Raw genomic sequence first — 20,774 nt, 5'->3', positions numbered from 1 at the left:
CAGGCGACAGCTTTTAGGTCGGCGGCCAGATTACCGTGGGCTCGTCGAAAAGCGCTCTTTGGAAAGCGCTCGTCGATAGGCGAAAACTGGCTATTGGTTCGAAGCGCGAAAGGAGCGTGGCCACCTATCATGTCCATCTGGGATACTGAGATTTTTGGTAGCGATTCGGTCATTGAACTCTTCGATGAGGTTCAGGATCTCGACTCACAGGATCGTGTTGGTGCATTGATTGATGCTGGCCGCATTGGGGTGGATTCCGAAAATAGCGATGAGAAAGCATGCGCACTCGCGGCGGCTGTGATCATTGCAATTTGGAATGGTGCGCCATTTAGCGGCGGTGACATTGTGGAGGACTACAGCTTCATCCGGGAGGGAATCTCCGAGGCGCACGGCAGCGAGGAAGATGCGTTGGCTATCGCATCCGAGGTCTTCGATAGTCTTCTGGGGGAACTCAGTGAGTCTGACCAGGCGGCGCTGGAAAACTGCGTCGAAGCGGTAGAGTAACTCTCGCGTCCCCAGTAGTAATTCTTTAAGAAGAATCTCACGTCAAAGAATCTAGAGAAAGCGTTACATGTCCTCGAAGAACATTGATTTCAAGGTTGCAGACCTCTCCCTGGCTGAGGCCGGTCGTCACCAGATTCGTCTGGCTGAGCACGAGATGCCAGGTCTAATGGCGCTGCGCGAAGAGTACGCGGAGCAGCAGCCACTGGCCGGTGCCCGTATTTCCGGCTCCATTCACATGACGGTTCAAACCGCAGTGCTCATCGAGACGTTGACGGCGCTGGGCGCACAGGTCCGCTGGGCCTCGTGCAACATCTTCTCCACTCAGGATGAGGCCGCTGCGGCAGTCGTCGTTGGGCGAAACGGCACTCCGGAGGACCCGCAGGGTGTTCCGGTTTTCGCTTGGAAGGGCGAGACACTGGAAGAGTACTGGTGGTGCCTCGACCGCATCTTCGACTGGGGCGATGAAGATGCCAACATGATTCTGGACGACGGCGGCGACGCCACCATGGCTGTCATTAAGGGCATGGAATTCGAGGATGCTGGCCTGGTGCCGCCTGCAGAAGAGTCGGATTCGGATGAGTTTATTGCCTTCAAGGACATGCTTCGCGCCAGCCTGGAGAAGGATGCCGGCCGTTGGCACCGAATTGCAGAGTCGGTCAAGGGTGTCACAGAGGAGACCACCACTGGTGTCCACCGCCTCTACCACTTCGCAGAGCAGGGAGTGCTGCCATTCCCGGCCATGAACGTCAACGATGCGGTCACCAAGTCCAAGTTCGATAACAAGTACGGCACCCGTCACAGCCTTCTGGACGGCATCAACCGCGGTACCGACATGCTGGTTGGCGGCAAGAACGTACTGGTCTGTGGCTACGGTGACGTGGGTAAGGGATGCGCAGAGGCACTGGCTGGCCAGGGCGCTCGCGTTCAGGTCACCGAGGCCGACCCGATTAACGCATTGCAGGCATTGATGGACGGTTTCGACGTTGTCGCTACTGAGAGCGTCATCGCAGATGTCGACATTGTCATCACCGCCACAGGCAACAAGGACGTCATTACTTTCGAGCACATGCAGCAGATGAAGAACCACGCGCTGCTGGGCAACATCGGGCACTTCGACAACGAGATTGACATGCATAGCCTGCACCATCGCGATGATGTCCGTCGTGTGGAGATCAAGCCGCAGGTCACCGAGTACATCTTTCCGCATGCAGACGGCGAAGAGCGCTCTCTGATCGTGCTTTCCGAGGGGCGTTTGCTCAACCTGGGCAATGCCACCGGACATCCGTCCTTCGTAATGTCGAACTCCTTCGCCGACCAGACGATCGCGCAGATTGAGCTCTACTGCAACGGTGATAAGTACGACAACTCTGTCCATCGTCTGCCGAAGATTCTGGATGAGAAGGTCGCTCGCATTCACGTCGAGGCACTTGGCGGCGAGCTCACCCGGCTGTCCAAGGAACAGGCCGAATACATCGGCGTTGATGTCGAGGGCCCGTATAAGCCAGAGCACTACCGCTACTAGTTCTAAGCAAGGCTAGGCCGTAGCCATGTGTGCGAGGAGAAAAATTTGATTATCGCAGTCGAAGGAATCGACGGTGCTGGCAAGAACACGCTTGTCACAGCTGTTACCAATCAACTCCGAAGTCAAGGGCACTCCGTTTCATCGATGACCTTTCCGGCGTACCGGCAGACAATCTTCGCTGATTTCGCCGATCAAGCCTTGCACGGTCAGCTCGGCGACACTGCGGACTCCGCCTGGGCAATGGCACTCCTGTTCGCTCTGGACCGCAAAGAACGTCGTCAAGCGATTGTTGATGCAGCGCGCGAGAACGATGTTCTGATTATCGACCGCTACGTCGCGTCCAACGCGGCCTACTCCCTGGCTCGCACACAGGATTCGGCGATCGTTGAGTGGATTGAGAAGACCGAATTCGGAGATTTCCAGCTTCCGCTTCCCGACGTTCAGGTCTGTCTGGCCACGTCGGTGGGAGTGGCAGCCGACCGCGCACGCAATCGGGAAGCCGCTGATGTGCAGCGAACTAGGGATACCTACGAAAAGGACTCGGGTTTGCAGGAGCGCACGCTGGCGGCGTACCAGAAGTTCGCGGGGGGCTCGTGGCAGTCACCATGGTTGATGCTTACGGGGGATGATGGGGCGGACCGTCTTGTGGAATGGATCAGTGCACGCCTGCGCTAGCCACCTCAACCGGAAACTACAGAACTAGATAGCTTTACGTTTAGAATATGACGCATGAGCTCAAAAATCCTGGTTGTTGATGATGATCCGGCCATCGCCGAAATGCTCACGATGGTGATGGAGCGCGAGGGCTTCGACACAGTAGTAGTCGACGATGGCCTCGAAGCTGTCAAGGCAGCAGAGCGGGAGAATCCAGATTTGATTCTGCTGGATCTCATGTTGCCGGGCATGGGTGGTGTCGATGTCTGTCGCACTGTGCGAGAGACATCGGCGGTGCCGATCATCATGTTGACTGCGAAGACCGACACGGTCGATGTGGTCCTCGGCCTGGAATCCGGTGCGGATGACTATGTCACGAAGCCCTTTAAGCCGAAGGAGCTCGTGGCGCGTGTGCGCGCTCGGCTGCGTCGTCAAGAGGACAGCCCGAGTGAGACCCTCGAGGTCGGCGACCTGACTATCGACGTGCCCGGTCACGCCGTGTTCCGCGATGGCAAGGAGATTTCTCTGACCCCGTTGGAGTTTGACCTATTGCACACTCTTGCTTCCCGTCCGAAGCAGGTCTTTTCCCGTGATGAGTTGTTGGAAAAGGTCTGGGGATATCAGCACACCTCGGATACCCGACTCGTCAACGTTCACGTTCAGCGTCTGCGCTCGAAGATTGAATTGGATCCGGAAAACCCCCAGATTGTGCTGACCGTCCGCGGTGTCGGGTACAAGACGGGTGACTAATCAAGGTCAGTCAGCTTTAGTGGGAGCCGATTCTTGCGTCGATTAATAACGAAGCTTCGAGACTTCACCAACAGGGGAGTGACCTGGGCGGTTACGCTCTGGCGCACGTCTATCCAAGCGCGCATTCTGACCTCTGTGGTGGTACTGAGCGCGATGGTGATTGCGGTACTCGGTTTCGCGCTGGCGACTATTGTTACCCAGCGGCTTATCGACGCAAAGGTTACCGCTGCCGACGAGGAAATTGACCGTGCTCGCGCGGTGGTGGAGCAGGCGATTGAGAACTCTTCGTCCAACGAGCTGCAAGCTCTTCTCAACGTGGGGCGCGATGCCCTTGTGAACCGTGCAGCCGGTTCCGGTGCTGCGCCACTGACAAGTTATGAACCGCTGCTCGTGGCGCCGGTGCCACGAGGCACGGTGTTGGCTTCATCGCCGATTAAGGCCGATGTTCCAGAACGATTGCATGAAGTAGTCCGACAAGGGCAAATTGCGTATCAGGTACGCCAAGTCACTGATAACCGCGGCGATACGTACTCGGCGTTAATTATCGGTAGCCCTACTTCTACCTCGGTTGATGGGCTCGAGCTCTATCTGGTCACCTCTATGGCTGCAGAGGAATCGACTATTAAGTTGGTTCGTGGTCTCCTCGCCGGTGCGACAGTAGTCATCATGGCGCTTCTCGGCGGTATTACTTGGTTCTTCTCCAATCAGGTGACGACACCAGTGCGTTCCGCCGCCCAGATTGCCCAGCGCTTTGCCGACGGCCACTTGCGCGAACGCATGGTCGTGCAGGGTGAAGATGACATGGCGCGACTGGCCATGAGCTTTAACAAGATGGCCGAATCGCTGTCGACGCAGATTAGACAGCTGGAGGAATACGGCAGTCTGCAGCGACAGTTCACCTCCGATGTCTCGCATGAGTTGAGGACGCCTCTGACCACGGTGCGTATGGCCGCCGACCTTATTGCTGACGGCGCTGAGGACCTCGATCCGGCGACTCGCCGCGCAGCTGAGCTGATGAATGAGGAGCTTGAGCGTTTTGAGATGCTTCTCAATGACCTGCTTGAGATCTCACGCCACGATGCCGGCGTTGCTGATCTGTCCGCAGAAAAGGTCGATGTCCGTCGCTGCGTGGATGCTGCCTATCAGCAGGTAACGGTCGTGGCTAAGGAGACCGGTACACCCATCCGCTTCCACCTGCCCGATGAACCGGTAATGGCAACAGTCGACTCGCGTCGTATCGAGCGCGTGCTACGCAACCTTATGGCCAACGCTGTTGACCACAGTGAGGGCAATCCGGTGGATGTCACAGTGCGGGCGAGCAATTCCGCGGTCTCGTTTACGGTCGTTGACCACGGTGTGGGGCTAAAGCCGGAACAGCAAGAGCTGGTGTTTAACCGGTTCTGGCGCGCTGACCCCTCGCGTGTCCGACGCACCGGCGGGACCGGACTTGGCTTGGCGATCGCGCGTGAGGACGCACAATTGCATGGTGGGGAACTGGAGGCATTTGGCGTGCCGACGGTCGGTAGCTGTTTCCGCCTGACTGTGCCACTGGAGCCTGATGCGAGCTTCGGTGAGCATCCGCTCGGCCTGGAAGTTCCGCCGCTGCCCGATCAGATTCCGCATCAGCAGGAAATTGGTGCACGGGAGTTGGAATCGGATTCGATTGCACCGCAAGTCAAGAGCCAGGATCAGGGTAAGGGGCAGCCGACTAGCGATAGCGAATCCCGACAGGCACGAGAGGAGGATATTTAAATGACGGCGCAGCAACAGTCAAAGGCTCGTCGCGTCCTGCGTAAGACAGTGGCGCTTAGCTCAGTGATCATTTTGGGCACGGCCGCAGGATGTACCACCATTCCGAGAAACACCAGCCCCCAGGTGCTGCGTCCGTTTGAGCCGCCCCAAGTTCGTATTGAAGTTCCTCAGCCACGACCGAATGTCAATGCAGACATTGTCCTGCGCGACTTTTTCGCCGCGGCCGCGCATCCGGTTGATGATTTTCAAGCTATGCGTGCCTTCATGACCCCGGAACTTGCGGCCAGTTGGAAACCGCAGGATAGTGCCCGCATTCTCGACGGTGTCAACCTCATCGCCCAGAGGGATGAAGGAGGATCGCGACAGTCCTTCGTTGCCCGAGGTCGCAGCGTTGGTCAATTCGGTACTGATGGTGCGTATGAGCCCCAGTCCGGTGACTATGAGGAAACCGTGGAGATGAAGCTTGGTTCGGATGGGCAGTGGCGCATTTCCTCGCTGCCCGACGGTGTTGTCATGGAGCGTCAGGCATTCCTGGAAAACAATGTGCCTCGCAATATCTATTTCCTCGATCCGGCGGGTAATCATTTGGTCACAGATCGTCGTTGGCTCTATCGTGGCGTCACCGATGGCGCGACCAATCTGTTGACGAAGCTGAAGAACGGCCCATCAGCACCACTGCGGCCGGGCGTCACCACCGTGCTCAAGCCCAATGCCTCAATTGCGGTGGAAGCAGGACCTGTGTCCAACGCGGACGGTCGCAGGGTCGAAATCACCGGATTGGGTGATGTTTCCGAGGAACTGCGTGTCATGCTCGCGGCGCAGATTATCTGGACTCTCGACTCGGCAGATTTCCGTGGTCCGTGGATCCTCATGGCCGACGGCGAACCACTAGTTGCCAGCCACGACGAGCCGTGGACGAAGGACACCGACACAATCCAGCTCTACGACCCGAATCATCTACCGGCTGATAACGCACCGTTACGGACGGTCGACCGCAGCGGTATCTACGAGATCGCTGACGGCCACGCCACACCTGTGGGACGCGGCTGGACCGCCAGCGGCAGCACCGCGGTGTTCTCCGCGGCAGTGGGCACCAACCCCAATGGCAGCGAGCTCATTGCCGCCGTGTTCCGCTCGGCCGTGGATGGTCGTGCTGGGTCGTATGACCTCGGGGAGTCCACATTGATGCTCGGCGGAATACAAGATCAGCCGGTTCCTGTGCTGACTGGCGAGAGTCTCACCCGTCCGACATGGTCTCCAGACGCCGAGGCGGTCTGGACAGTGAAGGACGGTACAACCGTCGTACGCCTGGTTCGGCAGTCGACGTCATCTCGGATTCAGCAGGAGGAGGTTGATACCTCTGAGCTCAATCACCTTCTTGACGGCGGCGCAGGCACGGGGCGCCCGAGCGCCGGTATTTCTGAATTCCGCGTCGATTCTTCAGGCACGCAGGTAGCGATGATTATCGCTGGTGAAGTCTATATCGCCACCATCGAAAGGCATGACGATAAACCGTGGAAGTTGACGCACCCGCGTGCTCTGCCGCTCCCTGAAAACGTTTCCCCGGTGTCGCTGACGTGGTCGCCGAATCAAACGGTCACGGTGGGCGGTTACAGCGGGGACACCCCGATGTGGAGCGCCTTCCCGGACGGTGCGACCAGCTCTGTTCTGCCGAAGCTCAACCTGACACCGCCAATTCCTGTGGTTACCGCGACCTCGTCGAAGCGTTACGCATTAGATGCCACCGGTGTTATGGAGCTGATCTCCAGCGAGGGGCAGCAGCAGTTCTGGCGCCAGGTTCCGGGTGCGCGTGGTCGAATGGCTCCGGTGTCTGTGGAATAAGCGCAAATCGGGGAGGGGATTAATGGCGCAGGGGAGGTCATCGCAGGAATTTCTGCGCGTGCTTTACGACGTTACCCGCGATGCAATCGGCCTCGTGATACCGGAAACCTGTCCGGTGTGCGGCTGCTCCGGGACGCTGTGTCGCGATTGCAAGGACGATCTTCAGCAACCTCCAGTGCGGTTTTCACCGCGGGCTGCGTTACGCGCAGCAGCGTGGACCTGCGGTCCGTACTCGGGTGCGAGGAGACATCTCATTTTGTCGGCCAAAGAACGGGGCAGTGGTGAAGCCAGACGAATCATGGGGGCCGTGTTCGCCGCTGCGGTACGAAGGCTAGCCTCTGATGGCCATATAATGCCCCCGGAAATTACCCCCGTCATTTTGATTCCCGCGCCGACAAGATCGTCATCCCGTCGACAACGGGGTGGGGACCCGGTAACAATTGCCTGCGACTTTGCTTGCAGTCAGCTCCCCTCCAGTTCGGTATTGCCCCTGGTGCGCATTGGCGGGCGCACGCGGGATTCCGCGGAGCTGGGGGCTTCTCAACGCAGACGAAATCTTTCTGGCCACATTGTGCCGCTGACGCAATTCAAGCGCGGAATTAGCGACAAGCTGCGACAACGCTGTGCGCAGGCGACAGTAATTCTGGTTGATGATGTGGCCACTACTGGTGCCACTGCAGCGGAAACCGAGTTGGTGGCAGCGTCATTGGGGATTCGCATCGACATGGTGTTGGTGCTCGCCCGGGCGTAGACGCAGGGGTGTCGTCGGCAAGCGAAAAATAAACGAGGGGAACGTGGCATTGGTTACCCCCGGAACTGTATCCTGGGGGTGCAGAAAGACTCGTCACCGTAGACGCCGTGAGTAATCCCGCTCACGGAAGGGCGGTGGCCATACCGGGAGGTAGGTAGCAAGTGTCCACACCTGCTGACAACAACGAGGTACTCAGCCCGAACGCTCAGGTGACCATCACCGGGCGCAATGTTGAGGTTCCAGAGCACTTCGCAGATCGTGTTAAGGCGAAGCTGGCGAAGATTGAGCGCCTCGACCCGACTTTGACCTTCTTCCACGTGGAGCTCCAGCACGAGCCGAATCCGCGCCGTGCAGACCGCTCTGACCGTATTCAGATCACCGCTACTGGCAAGGGTCACCTGGCTCGTGCGGAAGCCAAGGAAGATAGCTTCTACGCTGCACTGGAGTCTGCTCTGGGCAAGATGGAGCGCTCCCTGCGTAAGGTGAAGGCTCGCCGCAAGATTAGCCGTTCTGGCCACCGTGCACCGATGTCCGTCGGCGAGGCAACTGCTTCGCTGGTTGCAGAGGCTGAGGCAGCGGCTCCGGAAAAGGCTGATCCGTACGAGGATCTGGTTGAGGACGTGACCCCGGGTCAGGTTGTGCGTACCAAGCAGCACTCCGCAACTCCGATGACGGTGGAAGATGCTTTGTCTGAGATGGAGCTCGTCGGTCACGACTTCTACCTCTTCGTTAACGAGGCAACCTCTCGTCCGTCCGTGGTCTACCGTCGTCACGCATACGACTACGGTCTGATTGAGCTGGCAGACGAAGACGAGAAGTAAGTCTTCACCAAAAAGAGCACGCAATACCGCGCAGAGCTGTGTATTGGTAAGTAATTGCTCACATGAGCCCGTCTTCTCTTAGAAGGGAAGGCGGGTTCGTCGTATAATCAACCGTTGCACATTAAAGTTCGACGTGAATCGGCCGGAAAGGTCCCAATTTAGTGTTTTCGCTCAGCAAGTTGCTCCGCATTGGTGAAGGCCGCGCTGTCAAGAGGCTTGGCAATATTGCAGATCAGGTCATCGCCAAGGAAGACGAGTACGCAGCTCTTTCAGACGATGAACTCCGTGCCAAGACCGAGGAGTTTAAGAAGCAGCTGGCTGACGGTGCCGATGTAGACGATTTGCTTCTGGATGCTTTCGCCACGGCGCGCGAGGCATCCTGGCGCGTGCTGGGGCAGAAGCACTACCGCGTCCAGGTTATGGGCGGTGCGGCACTGCACTTCGGCAACGTTGCCGAGATGGGTACTGGTGAAGGTAAGACCCTGACCTGTGTGCTGCCCGCATACCTCAATGCGTTGGCAGGCAAGGGTGTTCATGTCGTTACGGTTAATGACTACCTGGCTAAGCGTGACGCGGAGTGGATGGGTCGAGTCCACCGCTTCCTGGGGCTTGAGACTTCCGTGATTCTCTCTGAGCTCAGTCCGGACCAGCGCCGCAAGGCCTATGCTGCCGACATCACCTACGGCACGAACAACGAATTCGGCTTTGACTACCTGCGCGATAACATGGCGCATTCGCTCGACGATTTGGTGCAGCGTGGGCACCACTTCGCCATCGTCGATGAGGTTGACTCGATTCTGATTGACGAGGCCCGTACCCCGTTAATTATTTCCGGTCCAGCGGATGGCGATCCGCACTGGTACCTGGCGTTCTCCAAGATCGTGCCGCGTATGAAGCGCGACATTCACTACGAAGTCGATGAGCGTAAGCGCACCATCGGTATTCGTGAAGAGGGTGTTGAATTCGTTGAGGATCAGCTGGGTATTGCCAACCTGTACGCTCCGGAAAATTCCTCGCTGGTCAGCTACCTGAACAATGCTCTGAAGGCCAAGGAGCTGTTCACCCGCGACAAGGATTACATTATCCGCAATGGTGAGATTCTCATTGTCGATGAGTTCACCGGTCGTGTGCTGGCAGGCCGTCGCTATAACGAAGGCATGCACCAGGCAATCGAGGCCAAGGAAGGGGTGGAGATTAAAAACGAGAACCAGACGCTGGCAACCGTCACACTCCAGAACTACTTCCGCCTCTACGACAAGCTGTCCGGTATGACCGGTACGGCTGAGACTGAAGCGGCTGAGCTGCACCAGATTTACAAGCTGAACGTCATGTCGATTCCGCCGAATCGCCCGAAGCAGCGTGAGGATCTGCCCGACCTGATTTACAAAACGCAGGAGGCAAAGTTTGCCGCTGTTGTCGAGGACATCCGCGAATGCCATGAAAAGGGCCAGCCAGTTCTCGTTGGTACGACGTCAGTTGAGAAATCCGAGTACCTTTCCAAGCTCCTGCAGCGCGAAGGTATTCCTCACTCTGTGCTGAACGCTAAGCACCACGAGAAGGAAGCTGAGATTGTCGCAGTGGCGGGTCGTCTCGGAGGCGTTACCGTGGCAACTAACATGGCCGGTCGTGGTACTGACATTGTGCTGGGCGGTAACCCGGACATCATCGCTGACCTGAATCTGCGCTCTCGTGGTCTGGACCCGGTGGAAACTCCGGAAGAGTACGAAGAGGCGTGGGACGCTGAGATTGAGCGTGTTCGTCAGCAGTCGAAGGAAGAAGCTGACAAGGTACGTGAGGCCGGTGGCCTCTACGTCCTGGGTACTGAGCGTCATGAGTCACGCCGCATTGACAACCAGTTGCGTGGTCGTACCGGTCGTCAGGGTGACCCGGGTGTTACCCGCTTCTACCTGTCCATGCGCGATGATCTCATGGTTCGCTTCAACGGTCAGCGCATGGAAGCGCTGATGAACACTCTGAATGTCCCGGATGACGTTCCTATCGACTCCAAGGTTGTCTCCAACTCCATTAAGAGCGTCCAGGCTCAGGTGGAAAGCCAGAACTTCGAAATCCGTAAGAATGTTCTGAAGTATGACGAGGTTATGAACCAGCAGCGTAAGGTCATCTACGCTGAGCGCCGTCGCATCCTCGAAGGTGAGGATTTGAAGACTCAGGTCCGTGACATGCAGGACGACGTAGTCGATGCGTATGTCAACGGTGCCACCGCTGACGGTTACGTGGAGGATTGGGACCTCGACGAGCTGTGGAATGCCCTTGAGCAGCTCTATAGCCCGACGTTTACCGCGCAAGAGCTCATTGATGGCTCTGACTTCGGTACCCCGGGTGACCTCTCGGCCGATGAGCTGTCCAAGGCTCTGCACGCGGACATCTCGGCCAGCTACGACCAGCTTGAGGATGCGGTCTCCGCAATTGGCGGCGACGACCAGATGCGCAACATCGAGCGCTTCACCATCCTGAACGTCATGGACCAGAAGTGGCGCGAGCACCTCTACGAGATGGACTACCTCAAGGAGGGCATTGGCTTGCGCGCCATGGCCCAGGCTGACCCGCTGGTGGAGTACCAGCGTGAGGGCTACGACATGTTCACCGCGATGATGGACGGCATCAAGGAAGAATCGGTTCGTCAGCTGTTCCTAATCCGTAAGCAGGTTATGCCCGCAGTGGAAAACACTGAGGGACAGGAGAATCAGGCTCCAGCTCTGCCGACGGAAGCTGCTGAGCAAAATCAGCAGATGACCTACTCCGGTCCCAGCGAGGACGGCAGTGCAGAGCAGCAGCGCGTGGATCAAGAGTCTGAGGGCAACCGAGCGCAGCGTCGGAAGGCGGCTCGCAAGCGCCGTCGCTAAGCACTAAAGCACCCGAAACGCGGTCATGGTCCATGGCCGCGTTTTTGCTGTTCCGCGGCGGAAAGTGCCCGTGAACGCGCGAACGCGCGGACCGACACGGCAACTACCCAGGAACTCGACCTTCTTGCCGTCCGCGGAAGCGCTGGCGTGAAAGGATTGCAACGCGACACCCTTGAGGCTGGTGTTCTTCGACAGCGTGAGTATCGCAGCGTGAATAATCGGGTCGATATTGATGCGACGTAGATCGTTGACTCGCCTGCGACCCGCGATGATGTCGAAGACGCGGCGAGTAATCGTGCCAAGCTCCTGTCTCAGATTCTGTTCACAGTGCTGGACGACGTGCGGTGTTTGCGGCGTCTTTTTTGCAGCAGGAGCGGCCGCGACGGGCGGTAATGCCGTCATGACAGCGGCTCCGGTGGCAGCCGAGCATCCGCTGTAGGTCGGTGCCACTTTTGCGGTTTGAGAGGCGGCGGCATTAGCTGACTGGCCGAGTTGAATTGTGTGGAGAAGCGAAAAGCCCGTTGCCGGTTCAATGGATTCCCTGCCACTGGAGCGGTGCTCAGCGGCGTGCGACAGCGCGTAAGGCATCGGTGTCTGAGATTTTGGTACGTGAGACGTTGGTGCCATGGATTAATCCCCCTAAAAACTCTCCATTGGCAAGTTCCCCCTTGCTGAAGACCATTGTCCTACAAGTGCTTTAAGTGTGCAGCTTGTGAAGGGGAATTCACGGCTGGCATGGGGGTGGGGAGAAGATACAGCCGCGAAGTGGGCTGAGTGTCTCGCTGTTAATAGCCCTATAGGTTTCCGTCAAAGCCGTTCTGGTCGTCTATAAATTGGCGTAATGAACAGCCAATTAACACGCTGAACTGGAAAAAAGGCAAACGTGCAGGTCATGCGATAAACTACAGGCCATGCGCGGAATGATTATCGATTACTGTGGTGTCCTCGACGGTACGGATGAAGACCAGGCACGTTGGCGTAATTTGCTGGTAGAGGCGCGTGCAAATGGTGTTGGCCTGGCAGTCCTGTCGAATGACCCAGGTGGCCCATCGGCGGATCCGATTCGCAAGCTCGAAGATGAGGGCCTGGTAGACGCAGTTGTGCTCTCTGGTGAAATTGGCCATGAGAAGCCTTCGGCAGAGGCTTTTAATGCAGCTGCTGCGGCTATTGAACTGCCGGCCCGGGACTGTGTGTTGGTGGATGATTCGATTGAGAACATCCATGCTGCCGTCTCTAACGGCATGGTGGGAGTCTTCTATCAGCAGTTCGACCGCGCAGTGGTCGAGATTGCCGGTCTACTGGGTCTCGAGGGCGAGTTCTAATGCGTGTCTATATCCCAGCGACTTTCTCTATGCTTGAGGCGCTGAAGGAGGATGAGCTCTTCCACGCCCGCGGTGGTTGGGGCTTTGCTGTCACTGAGGCGCTGCGCGATTTCTTTACTGAGGGCGATGATGAGGAACTGGCAGATGTGGCCTTTGATGAGGCTGCGCGTGCGTCGCTTCGTCTGCTCGATGCTGCAGAAGAGAAGTTCCCGCACCGCCGAGTAGTCATTTCCGTCGATGTGGAGGCGGAACCGCAGTCGGATATGGGCGATGCTGTGGTTAAGGTCGGCGGCCCAATTTCGCTTGCCGACGTTGCAGCGCTCCACATTGATGTGGAAGAGGCGGAAAGCAAGGTTGAGGCTGCGATTGAAGCCGTCGATAAGGCAGATCTCGGTGACGAGGATGCGGAGCTCACTGTCGGCGATGCGCTGGAGATTCCGCTGGCGTGGTATGACGTAGCTGAGCTCGGCATGGTGGTCGACTTCCTGTAGTAGCGCGTGCTTGGTGTTGAAGAAGGGGACTGGGTTTGGAACCCAGTCCCCTTTTGTATGGCACAAGTTTTTTCTGCGGGGGTATAAAAGGCGGGATTGTTTTGTGTGGATAAGCTCCATGTCAAAGGGGGTGTTTCGCAGGAAAGCGGGGGTAATGACAATTTCGCTATTTGTGTCAAAATCATTTGCTTCTCTTGACCAATAACTTACCGCTCCGTAGTCTACGTCTAAGTAACCTACGGGCACGTAATAATGGATCGGGCGGGGAACGCCCGCTGATGAACAGTGTTATTACTTGTTCTCCCGTGACAGTCAGGAGGGCCAAGAATGGGGCTTAAGACCAAAGTTTCCCGGGTATTGAAGCATTTATCCACGCCACTTTTGCCCGATGACTACACGCATTTGCTAAATCCGCTGTGGTCAAGTCGCGAGCTGCGCGGTCAGATTGAGGCCATTAATCCCACATCTCCTACTTCAGCAGAGTTGATAATCCGTCCGGGTTGGGGGATGCCAACAGACTTCAAGCCAGGTCAGTTCATTGGACTCGGCGTAGAGGTCAAGGGGAAATACCTGTGGCGTTCCTACTCACTGACAAATGCACCGCGGCCTCATGACGGGCTGCTGACTATCAACATTCGTGCACTCAACGACGGCTACGTGTCCCAACATCTCGTCGCCAATGTAAAACCGGGTGCTGTCGTCCGCCTGGCTGCCCCGGCTGGAGATTTCCATCTTCCGGAGCCACTCCCAGCCCGCATTGCTTTTGTTACCGCAGGCTCCGGCGTAACTCCTGTGATGTCCATGCTGCGTGATCTTTCAGCTCGCAAAGCATCAGTGGAAGTCGAACACATTCACTCCTACCGCGGCGAAGCAGAAGCTGTGTTTGTCAACGAACTCCGGGAGATGGAACAGCGCAGTGCTATTAGTGCGTTGAAGTATCGCCTGCATGCCCGGAATACGGAGGCGCAACCGCGGATTGACGCTGCTGCGGTTACCGACATCATTGGTGACTTTGGAGCGCTGGCATCGTCGGCAAGCGCCTATGCCTGTGGTCCGGTTGAACTGCTGAAAAACCTTGAGCCGGAGTTTCCCGGGCTGCGGACGGAACGTTTCACCGTTGACCGCTCGGCGGCGGGGGAGGTCGGCGGCACGGTGAGTTTCGGCAGCCGAGGCGATATCGACGTAGACGGTGCAACCACCATCCTGGAGGCGGCCGAGAGCGTCGGGGTCGACCTGCCGTACGGCTGTCGGATGGGAATTTGTGCGACGTGCGTGCAGCAACTCTCCGACGGCACAGCGCGGGACATCCGCACCGGTGCGACGTTTGTGGCGGGCGAGCGGGTCCGAACGTGCGTCTGTGCGCCGGCGGGGCACGCGCGTATCGAACTGTAAGTTCGCCCCACATCTATCTCAACCTACATTAACCAGGAGAAACTACCTAAAGGAGTTGGGACCCTTCCCATGGCAATTTCCGATATCGCATCGTATGCGCACTTGAGCGAAGAAGACGTCGCAGAGATTGGGCGTCGGTTTGCGGAAATCGAAAAGCAACACCGCGATTCGCTGGGGCAGAAGGATGCTCGCTACATCCGCACGCTCATCCGCATTCAGCGCACCCTTGAGGTGACTGGTCGAGGTCTGCTGATGGTGCCGACCGCAGGCATGGCCCTAAACAAACTAGGGATGCTGCCGAAGTCGTGGAAGAACACCGCGCACTGGGGTTTCAAATGGGCGGGTGCCTCAGCGCTGGGGCTGGCAAAGATTTTGGAAAACCTCGAAATCGGCCACAACACTATGCACGGTCAGTGGGACTGGATGAATGACCCCGAGATTCACTCGGCCACCTGGGAGTGGGACAATTCCTGCCCATCCAGCGGGTGGAAGCACTCCCACAACTTTGTCCACCACAAGTACACCAATGTGCTCGGTATGGACAACGATGTGGGATACGGCATTCTCCGGGTGACTCGTGACCGCCGTTGGAAGCCTTCGACGCTGCTGCAGCCGGTGACAAACGTGGTGTTGGCCAGCCTTTTCCAATGGGCAGTGGCTTTCTACGACGTTGAGCTCGGGCGTGTGTTCGCAGGCAAGAAATCCTGGGATGAGGCCCGGCCGCAGCTCATGGAGGTTCTCAACAAGTCGGGGCGCCAGGTGGTCAAGGACTACGTTCTCTTCCCGGCGATGGCGGGTCCACGTTACCGCGAAGTGGCATTTGCGAACATGATGGCCAACCTCGCCCGTAATCTGTGGGCCTACGCTGTCATCTTCTGCGGACACTTCCCGGATGATGCCGAGACTTTCACCAAAGAGCAGTACAACACCGAGGACAAGAGTGAGTGGTATTTGCGCCAAATGCTGGGCTCGGCGAACTTCCACGGTGGGCTGGCGTTGTCGGTGCTCTCGGGAAATCTGAATTACCAGATTGAGCACCACCTCTTCCCAGACATGCCATCCAACAGGCTCGCGCAGATTTCGAAGCAGGTTCAGCAGATTTGCCGGGAATACGACCTGCCATACAACACGGGGTCGTTCCCGAAGCAGTTCTTCCAGGTCCAGCGCACACTACTAAAGTTGTCGCTGCCGGATCGCTTCTTAGTCGCTGACCCGGACAACGCCCCAGAGGTGCGTTCGGAGGCGGCGTTCAAGAAGTATCCGCAGGTTGAAGCGGAGCTCCAGTCCAGTTCCCCGCAACGCAAGGGCTTAGCGACGGGGCTGCGAATGCTCCGCCGTCTTCGCCCAGGCGTCCGGGAAATTGTCCGAGCCTATACAGGTCGCTCAACGCACACTGCTGCGCACGGTTAGCCCTCGACCCGCTTGCGGATCGCAGCTGCGGCTGCCGGTTTGCGGTTCCATGGCATTGATTGCTTGTGGGGGAGCCGTAGCCAGGCGCGAATTATGGTCACAGTTAGTGTCGCAGTTGCACCAGCGAGGAAGAGCGCTAAGTAAGCCGAGGAATTCTGGCCGGTAAACTCCACGGTCACGATCAGTGCGAACAGTGGAGCTGCCATGGACGCCGACAGGAAGGCCGCCGCGCCGAGAATCGCAAAGTCGCTCAGCGGAACTGAGGGCATCAATGGCTGTACGAAGCAGCCGACGATGAAACCGCTGAGCGCGCCAAGGGCAAAGCCGGGAGTCAAGAGACCACCGACGGCCCCCGAACGGAAAGTAACGAGAACCGCGATAGCTTTCGCAATCAGCAGGATGACAGCAAAACCCAGCAGCGGGCGGTCCATGAGAACTGTGGTCGCAGCGATACGGCCATTGCCCAAGACTTCTGGAACCCACAGTGAAATCACACCAACTAGCGTGAACGCGAGGGGGATGGCCCAGGCAGAATGCCAGCCAGTCGGTGCCTTGTCTAACACCCGCGAGCTGAGAATGCGAAATGCGTAGCCAATGGCGCCGCAGATAACACCGAGGAGCAGTGCCGCACCGAGGTTGCCCCATCCGTCTGAGAGATTGATTGGGCTGTAGAGCGGGCTACTTCCGACCACAATGCCCGACGTCACCGTCGCAATGGCCGAACACGCCAGCACCACCATCACCGCGGTAATGCTCAGTGAGCCCAGCAGAATCTCCAACGAGAAAACCGCTCCAGCCAGCGGGATGTGATAGATCGCCCCCAGGCCGGCACCGGCCGCTGCTGCGACCAGAATACGGCGGTGTAGCGGATCGATGCGTAGTCGATGCGACATCTGTGAGGCCACCATTGCACCTAGCTCACGCGGGGCATTCTCGCGTCCCATGGATGCACCTGCGGCTACGGTCGCCATCTGCAAAAACACATTGACAAGAGTCGACCACACAGGCATGAGACGGCCGTGCATGCCCGCCTCAACGCTTTCAATGGGCTTCGCCTTTGTGCGCAAAGCGGCCCACATTGGTCCTGCAATCAGCCCCGCCAACACGATCCCGACAAAGCGCTGTAGGCCGGTGGTGCCATCGGTCACGACCGCTACGTCACCCTCGTGCTGCCCGTAGACCGCGTACTCGATCCCGTGCATAATCAGCGCGAGCCCGGCTGCTCCGAGCCCCGTCGCAAGACCGACGATAAGCGTGTAGATGCACAGTCGAATCCAGCTGCCGGGAGCGGGGTAGAGACCGGAGTCCTCTTTGTTCGACTCAGCACTTGCCGAGGCTTCAGAGGGCGTCTCCGCAGAATTGGTGTGGCTAGTCTCTTTCAATGTCCAGCTCCCAGTCCTCGTTGTCGCTGATAGCGATCAATAGACGACGCACTGCCATCGCTCGACGGTGCTGAACTCCCTCCAACTTGTCCAGGGCGCACTCTGGATCCGCGGGTGGTCCCAAATGGGTGCAACCACGTGGGCATCCATCTGTTGCCGCCTGGATATCTGGAAACGCTGCCAGTAGCGTCTCCGGTGTCACATGAGCCAGGCCAAAGGAACGAATGCCCGGGGTATCAATGATCCACGAGGGCGCGCTGTTTTCGCTTTCCGACGGCAACATCAGTGCCACCGACTGCGTGGAGGTATGGCGGCCCTTACCCACACCACTGACTTCGCCGGTCTCACGGTTGGCTTCGGGAACAATCCGGTTGACGAGGGTTGATTTCCCAACACCGGAATGCCCAACCAAAGCTGTCACTCGTTCTGGAACATCGATGAGCTCTGACAAAGGAGCCAAGTCATCGTTAATACCGCAGACAACGACATCCACTCCGAGTGCGGAAAACTCCCCGGCAAATTCCTCTGGGTCAGCCAGATCAGACTTAGTCAGACAGAGCACGGGACGGACACCGCCGGCGTAGGCCGCGACCAGCGCGCGTTCGACAAAACCGGTGCGGGGTTCAGGATCGGCGACTGCACACACAATGAGTAGCAGGCTGGCATTGGCCACGACAATGCGCTCATACGGGTCATTGTCATCGGCGGTGCGACGCAAAACCGTGCTGCGCTCTGCCAGCTTGACGATGCGGGCCAGTGTGCCCTCACGGCCGCTGACATCGCCGACGACACCGACACGGTCACCGACAACGATATTGGTGCGGCCGAGCTCGCGGGCACGCATGCATGTCACTGCAACATCAGCGTTGTTATCGAGGACTACACCCCAACGACCACGATCCTTGGTCACCACCATGCCCCAGTGGGCATCTGCGTGGCTAGGGCGATCCTTCGTCCGTGGCCGAGACCCTCTACCGGGGCGGATGCGTACATCGGACTCGTCCCATTGCCGTCCACGCCTGCGTGCCGCCACTGTTATTTCCCTGCCTCGGTTCCGTCCTCCATGCCATCAAGTCGAGTGTCGACCGACTTTTCCAACGAACTAGGGCTGGGGGAGGCCAGTCCGAGCATCTCCAGCCAGCGCAGGTCGAATCCAGGCATGGTCTTAGCGGTGGTACCGATGTTTTCGACTTCCACGCCCTCCGTGCGCAGGCCAACAATGGCACCAGCGGTGGCCATTCGATGGTCGGCGTAGCTGTGCCAGAGGCCACCGTGGAGCGGAACGGGGTCAATCGCAATGCCGTCGTCAAGCTCCGTAGCGCGACCACCGAGGCGGTTGATTTCCGTGGTGAGCGCGGCAAGACGGTTGGTTTCGTGACCGCGCAAGTGTGCAATACCCGTCAGCTCGGTGCGGGTGGTGGCCAGGGCGGCGATGGCAGCGACCGTTGGGGTCAGCTCGCCAATCTCGGACATGTCCATCGTGATTCCGCGCAGCTCTGACGGCTTTGGGCCCACGACGGTGAGGCTGGTGCGGCCACCCTCGTGACGGTTGAACGTCACGGTAGCGCCCATTGCGGTGAGGATCTCGCGGATGCGGTCGCCCGGCTGCGTGGTGTGCTCTGACCAGTCGGGCACGGTGACGCTGCCACCAGTGACAGCTGCAGCGGCCAGGAAGGCGGCAGCGTTGGACAGGTCGGGCTCGATCTGCCAAGTACGACCCATCATTTCGGTGGGGTGAATGGTGAACGTTGTGCGTGATCCCTCAGGTGCGTCGGCCGTGGTCTCGTCGACCTGCACACCGGCCTCACGGAGCATGTCCAGGGTCATGTCAATGTGCGGGCGGGATGGAATCTCTCCGGTCGGGCGAAGTACGAGGCCACGGCCATAGCGCGGCGCTGACAGCAACAGGCCGGAGACGAACTGGCTTGAGGCCGAAGCGTCAATTTCCACTTCGCCGCCGATGTCCGGCAGATCTTGCTCTTGGACCGAGTCACCGAGGCGGTTGCCCTGGTTCGGACCCTGTGGATTGACCGTGAAAGGAAGCCCATTTCCAGCGATGTTCACACCGAGGCTGCGCAGGGCATCCAGCACGGCTGACATCGGGCGAGCCTTGGCCTCTACGTCGCCTTCGAAGAACACCGACCCCTGTGCCAGAGCTGCGATAGGCGGCACGAAGCGCATAACCGTACCTGCAAGGCCACATTCCACGACACCACCGCGGAGCATGCGTGGAGTGACACGGAGCGTGTGGTTCGGGGAACCCGAATATGTCGAGTCGGCACTGATGTCAGTTCCCAGGGCCTGCAGTGCGCGAATCATAAGATCGGTATCGCGAGAGCGCAGAGCACCATGGATAACCGATGGGGTCGAAGATAGCGCCGCGATGACAAGAGCACGGTTCGTAATCGACTTCGAGCCGGCAATCTGCACCGTGGCGCTAAAAGGCTGTCGACCGGATTCGGCACCGTCGACACTTACAGTAGGGGCGGACCAATTCTGATTTTGGGAACACACACAACCAATTATGGAACACTTTCACTCCATACCTCGACTAGAGGGGGAGACATCGGCACAATCAGTTGGTATGTGTGGTCGTTTCGTCAATTTCACAGTCGCCGAAAAGCTGCTCAGCACCACGGCTGAAATTCCCGGTTTGGCGCCCGTGCGTGCCGACGGCCCGTTGCCCACCTCCCGCTACAACATCGGCCCGACCATGCCAATAGTCGCTCTTGCCCGCGAGCACCCCGGCCGCACAGGAACCATTGCAGCCACCGTGCGCTGGGGTTTAATTCCGCAGTGGGCCCGCGAAGTGCCAACGACACCTTTCTTCAACGCCCGTGCGGAAACCTGGCAGTCCAAACCGACTTTCCAGGACGGCCTTCCCTGCGCAATCCCCATGAACGGTTGGTATGAATGGAAAAATCGCCAGCCCTACTTCGTCAGCTTCGGTGATGATGCACCACTTTTCACCGTCGCGGGGCTGTGGGCACGCTGGGGAGATATAGTCTCCGCCACAATTCTCACCACCGACGCCGTGGGACAGCTCGCGAATCTGCATCATCGTATGCCGCGCGTGCTTGCCGACGATGAAGTCAGCGATTGGCTGGATCTCTCGGCCTGGGCAGCAAACGGAGATGTTGGCGTGACCAGCGCCGAGGTGGTGGAAAAGCTGACCATCCGACCGGTCAACCGCGCCGTCGGCAATGTTGCGAATGAAGGGCCGCACCTGTTGGATGAGCCCGATGGTGCGGTACCCGGCCACAACGAGGAGCTGTTCTAAGGCCATATCAGCGGGGAGGTTGCAGGAGTAGCCGCAG

The 20,774-nt window shown here is 58.4% G+C and carries 18 protein-coding genes; 14 read left to right on the top strand and 4 right to left on the bottom strand.

The genetic code is table 11. The features are described from left to right. Positions 1–129: 129 nt before the first annotated feature. From HMPREF2920_RS01515 to secA, 9 genes are all read left to right on the top strand, one after another. Complete coding sequence (locus HMPREF2920_RS01515) at positions 130–504, top strand: DUF4259 domain-containing protein (RefSeq protein ID WP_038627901.1); 375 nt, start codon at positions 130–132, stop codon at positions 502–504. A 67-nt stretch (positions 505–571) separates the two neighbouring features. Further along, positions 572–2,026 carry an adenosylhomocysteinase gene (gene ahcY / locus HMPREF2920_RS01510; RefSeq protein WP_069359453.1) on the top strand — a complete coding sequence of 485 codons (1,455 nt, stop codon included), beginning with the start codon at positions 572–574 and terminating at the stop codon, positions 2,024–2,026. A 45-nt stretch (positions 2,027–2,071) separates the two neighbouring features. Continuing rightward, the gene (locus HMPREF2920_RS01505; protein ID WP_069359479.1) at positions 2,072–2,701 is read left to right on the top strand and encodes a dTMP kinase; all 630 of its coding nucleotides are present in this window, start codon (positions 2,072–2,074) and stop codon (positions 2,699–2,701) included. Between the two features lie 54 nt (positions 2,702–2,755). Continuing rightward, positions 2,756–3,430: an MtrAB system response regulator MtrA gene (mtrA, locus tag HMPREF2920_RS01500; protein ID WP_048731669.1), complete on the top strand. Its 675-nt coding sequence runs from the start codon at positions 2,756–2,758 to the stop codon at positions 3,428–3,430. Between the two features lie 78 nt (positions 3,431–3,508). Further along, positions 3,509–5,182, top strand: coding sequence for an MtrAB system histidine kinase MtrB (mtrB, locus tag HMPREF2920_RS01495; protein WP_070429795.1), 1,674 nt, complete (start codon positions 3,509–3,511; stop codon positions 5,180–5,182). Beyond that, entirely contained in the window at positions 5,183–7,024 is a 1,842-nt protein-coding gene (locus HMPREF2920_RS01490; RefSeq protein ID WP_049193303.1) for an LpqB family beta-propeller domain-containing protein, read from the top strand. It abuts the gene before it with no gap. Positions 7,025–7,517: 493 nt separating this feature from the next. Next, positions 7,518–7,775: a hypothetical protein gene (locus tag HMPREF2920_RS10555; protein WP_141737802.1), complete on the top strand. Its 258-nt coding sequence runs from the start codon at positions 7,518–7,520 to the stop codon at positions 7,773–7,775. Positions 7,776–7,936: 161 nt separating this feature from the next. Further along, the gene (gene hpf / locus HMPREF2920_RS01480) at positions 7,937–8,596 is read left to right on the top strand and encodes a ribosome hibernation-promoting factor, HPF/YfiA family (protein WP_016422210.1); all 660 of its coding nucleotides are present in this window, start codon (positions 7,937–7,939) and stop codon (positions 8,594–8,596) included. A gap of 161 nt (positions 8,597–8,757) precedes the next feature. Continuing rightward, positions 8,758–11,460: a preprotein translocase subunit SecA gene (secA, locus tag HMPREF2920_RS01475; RefSeq protein WP_070545755.1), complete on the top strand. Its 2,703-nt coding sequence runs from the start codon at positions 8,758–8,760 to the stop codon at positions 11,458–11,460. Between the two features lie 3 nt (positions 11,461–11,463). Here secA and HMPREF2920_RS01470 read toward each other — a convergent pair whose 3' ends face one another. Further along, entirely contained in the window at positions 11,464–12,087 is a 624-nt protein-coding gene (locus HMPREF2920_RS01470; RefSeq protein WP_049172812.1) for a hypothetical protein, read from the bottom strand. A 284-nt stretch (positions 12,088–12,371) separates the two neighbouring features. Between HMPREF2920_RS01470 and HMPREF2920_RS01465 the strand changes: the two genes are divergently transcribed. The 4 genes from HMPREF2920_RS01465 to HMPREF2920_RS01450 all read left to right on the top strand — a co-directional run bounded on the left by HMPREF2920_RS01465 (position 12,372) and on the right by HMPREF2920_RS01450 (position 16,075). Then, the gene (locus HMPREF2920_RS01465; RefSeq protein WP_038627918.1) at positions 12,372–12,782 is read left to right on the top strand and encodes an HAD-IA family hydrolase; all 411 of its coding nucleotides are present in this window, start codon (positions 12,372–12,374) and stop codon (positions 12,780–12,782) included. After that, positions 12,782–13,273 carry a DUF6912 family protein gene (locus HMPREF2920_RS01460; protein ID WP_038627920.1) on the top strand — a complete coding sequence of 164 codons (492 nt, stop codon included), beginning with the start codon at positions 12,782–12,784 and terminating at the stop codon, positions 13,271–13,273. Before HMPREF2920_RS01465 ends, HMPREF2920_RS01460 begins: the two co-directional genes overlap by 1 nt. Before the next feature lie 327 nt (positions 13,274–13,600). Then, positions 13,601–14,665, top strand: coding sequence for a flavin reductase family protein (locus tag HMPREF2920_RS01455; RefSeq protein WP_070601204.1), 1,065 nt, complete (start codon positions 13,601–13,603; stop codon positions 14,663–14,665). 69 nt (positions 14,666–14,734) lie between these two features. After that, on the top strand, positions 14,735–16,075 hold the full coding sequence (locus tag HMPREF2920_RS01450; protein ID WP_070601202.1) for a fatty acid desaturase family protein: 1,341 nt from the start codon (positions 14,735–14,737) through the stop codon (positions 16,073–16,075). Here HMPREF2920_RS01450 and HMPREF2920_RS01445 read toward each other — a convergent pair. Genes HMPREF2920_RS01445 through aroA form a run of 3 tightly spaced genes read right to left on the bottom strand, consistent with a single transcriptional unit; the run spans position 16,072 to position 19,971 of the window. Further along, on the bottom strand, positions 16,072–17,457 hold the full coding sequence (locus HMPREF2920_RS01445) for a chloride channel protein (protein ID WP_049191129.1): 1,386 nt from the start codon (positions 17,455–17,457) through the stop codon (positions 16,072–16,074). The genes HMPREF2920_RS01450 and HMPREF2920_RS01445 overlap by 4 nt on opposite strands. After that, entirely contained in the window at positions 17,444–18,490 is a 1,047-nt protein-coding gene (gene rsgA, locus HMPREF2920_RS01440) for a ribosome small subunit-dependent GTPase A (RefSeq protein ID WP_049191126.1), read from the bottom strand. Before rsgA ends, HMPREF2920_RS01445 begins: the two co-directional genes overlap by 14 nt. A gap of 2 nt (positions 18,491–18,492) precedes the next feature. Then, positions 18,493–19,971: a 3-phosphoshikimate 1-carboxyvinyltransferase gene (gene aroA, locus HMPREF2920_RS01435; RefSeq protein WP_083308216.1), complete on the bottom strand. Its 1,479-nt coding sequence runs from the start codon at positions 19,969–19,971 to the stop codon at positions 18,493–18,495. Between the two features lie 70 nt (positions 19,972–20,041). Between aroA and HMPREF2920_RS01430 the strand changes: the two genes are divergently transcribed. After that, entirely contained in the window at positions 20,042–20,737 is a 696-nt protein-coding gene (locus HMPREF2920_RS01430; RefSeq protein WP_070601198.1) for an SOS response-associated peptidase, read from the top strand. Positions 20,738–20,774: the final 37 nt, after the last annotated feature.

Source organism: Corynebacterium sp. HMSC075F02 (genome assembly GCF_001838335.1).
Taxonomy (GTDB): Bacteria; Actinomycetota; Actinomycetes; order Mycobacteriales; family Mycobacteriaceae; genus Corynebacterium; species Corynebacterium jeikeium_D.
This window is presented reverse-complemented; position numbering and strand designations above follow the sequence as displayed.

Coding starts and splice junctions, on each gene's coding strand:
- HMPREF2920_RS01515 (WP_038627901.1), top strand. CDS start 130: ATGTCCATCTGGGATACTGAGATTTTTGGTAGCGATTCGGTCATTGAA.
- ahcY (WP_069359453.1), top strand. CDS start 572: ATGTCCTCGAAGAACATTGATTTCAAGGTTGCAGACCTCTCCCTGGCT.
- mtrA (WP_048731669.1), top strand. CDS start 2,756: ATGAGCTCAAAAATCCTGGTTGTTGATGATGATCCGGCCATCGCCGAA.
- HMPREF2920_RS01490 (WP_049193303.1), top strand. CDS start 5,183: ATGACGGCGCAGCAACAGTCAAAGGCTCGTCGCGTCCTGCGTAAGACA.
- HMPREF2920_RS01470 (WP_049172812.1), bottom strand. CDS start 12,087: ATGGCACCAACGTCTCACGTACCAAAATCTCAGACACCGATGCCTTAC.
- HMPREF2920_RS01465 (WP_038627918.1), top strand. CDS start 12,372: ATGCGCGGAATGATTATCGATTACTGTGGTGTCCTCGACGGTACGGAT.
- HMPREF2920_RS01460 (WP_038627920.1), top strand. CDS start 12,782: ATGCGTGTCTATATCCCAGCGACTTTCTCTATGCTTGAGGCGCTGAAG.
- HMPREF2920_RS01455 (WP_070601204.1), top strand. CDS start 13,601: ATGGGGCTTAAGACCAAAGTTTCCCGGGTATTGAAGCATTTATCCACG.
- HMPREF2920_RS01450 (WP_070601202.1), top strand. CDS start 14,735: ATGGCAATTTCCGATATCGCATCGTATGCGCACTTGAGCGAAGAAGAC.
- HMPREF2920_RS01430 (WP_070601198.1), top strand. CDS start 20,042: ATGTGTGGTCGTTTCGTCAATTTCACAGTCGCCGAAAAGCTGCTCAGC.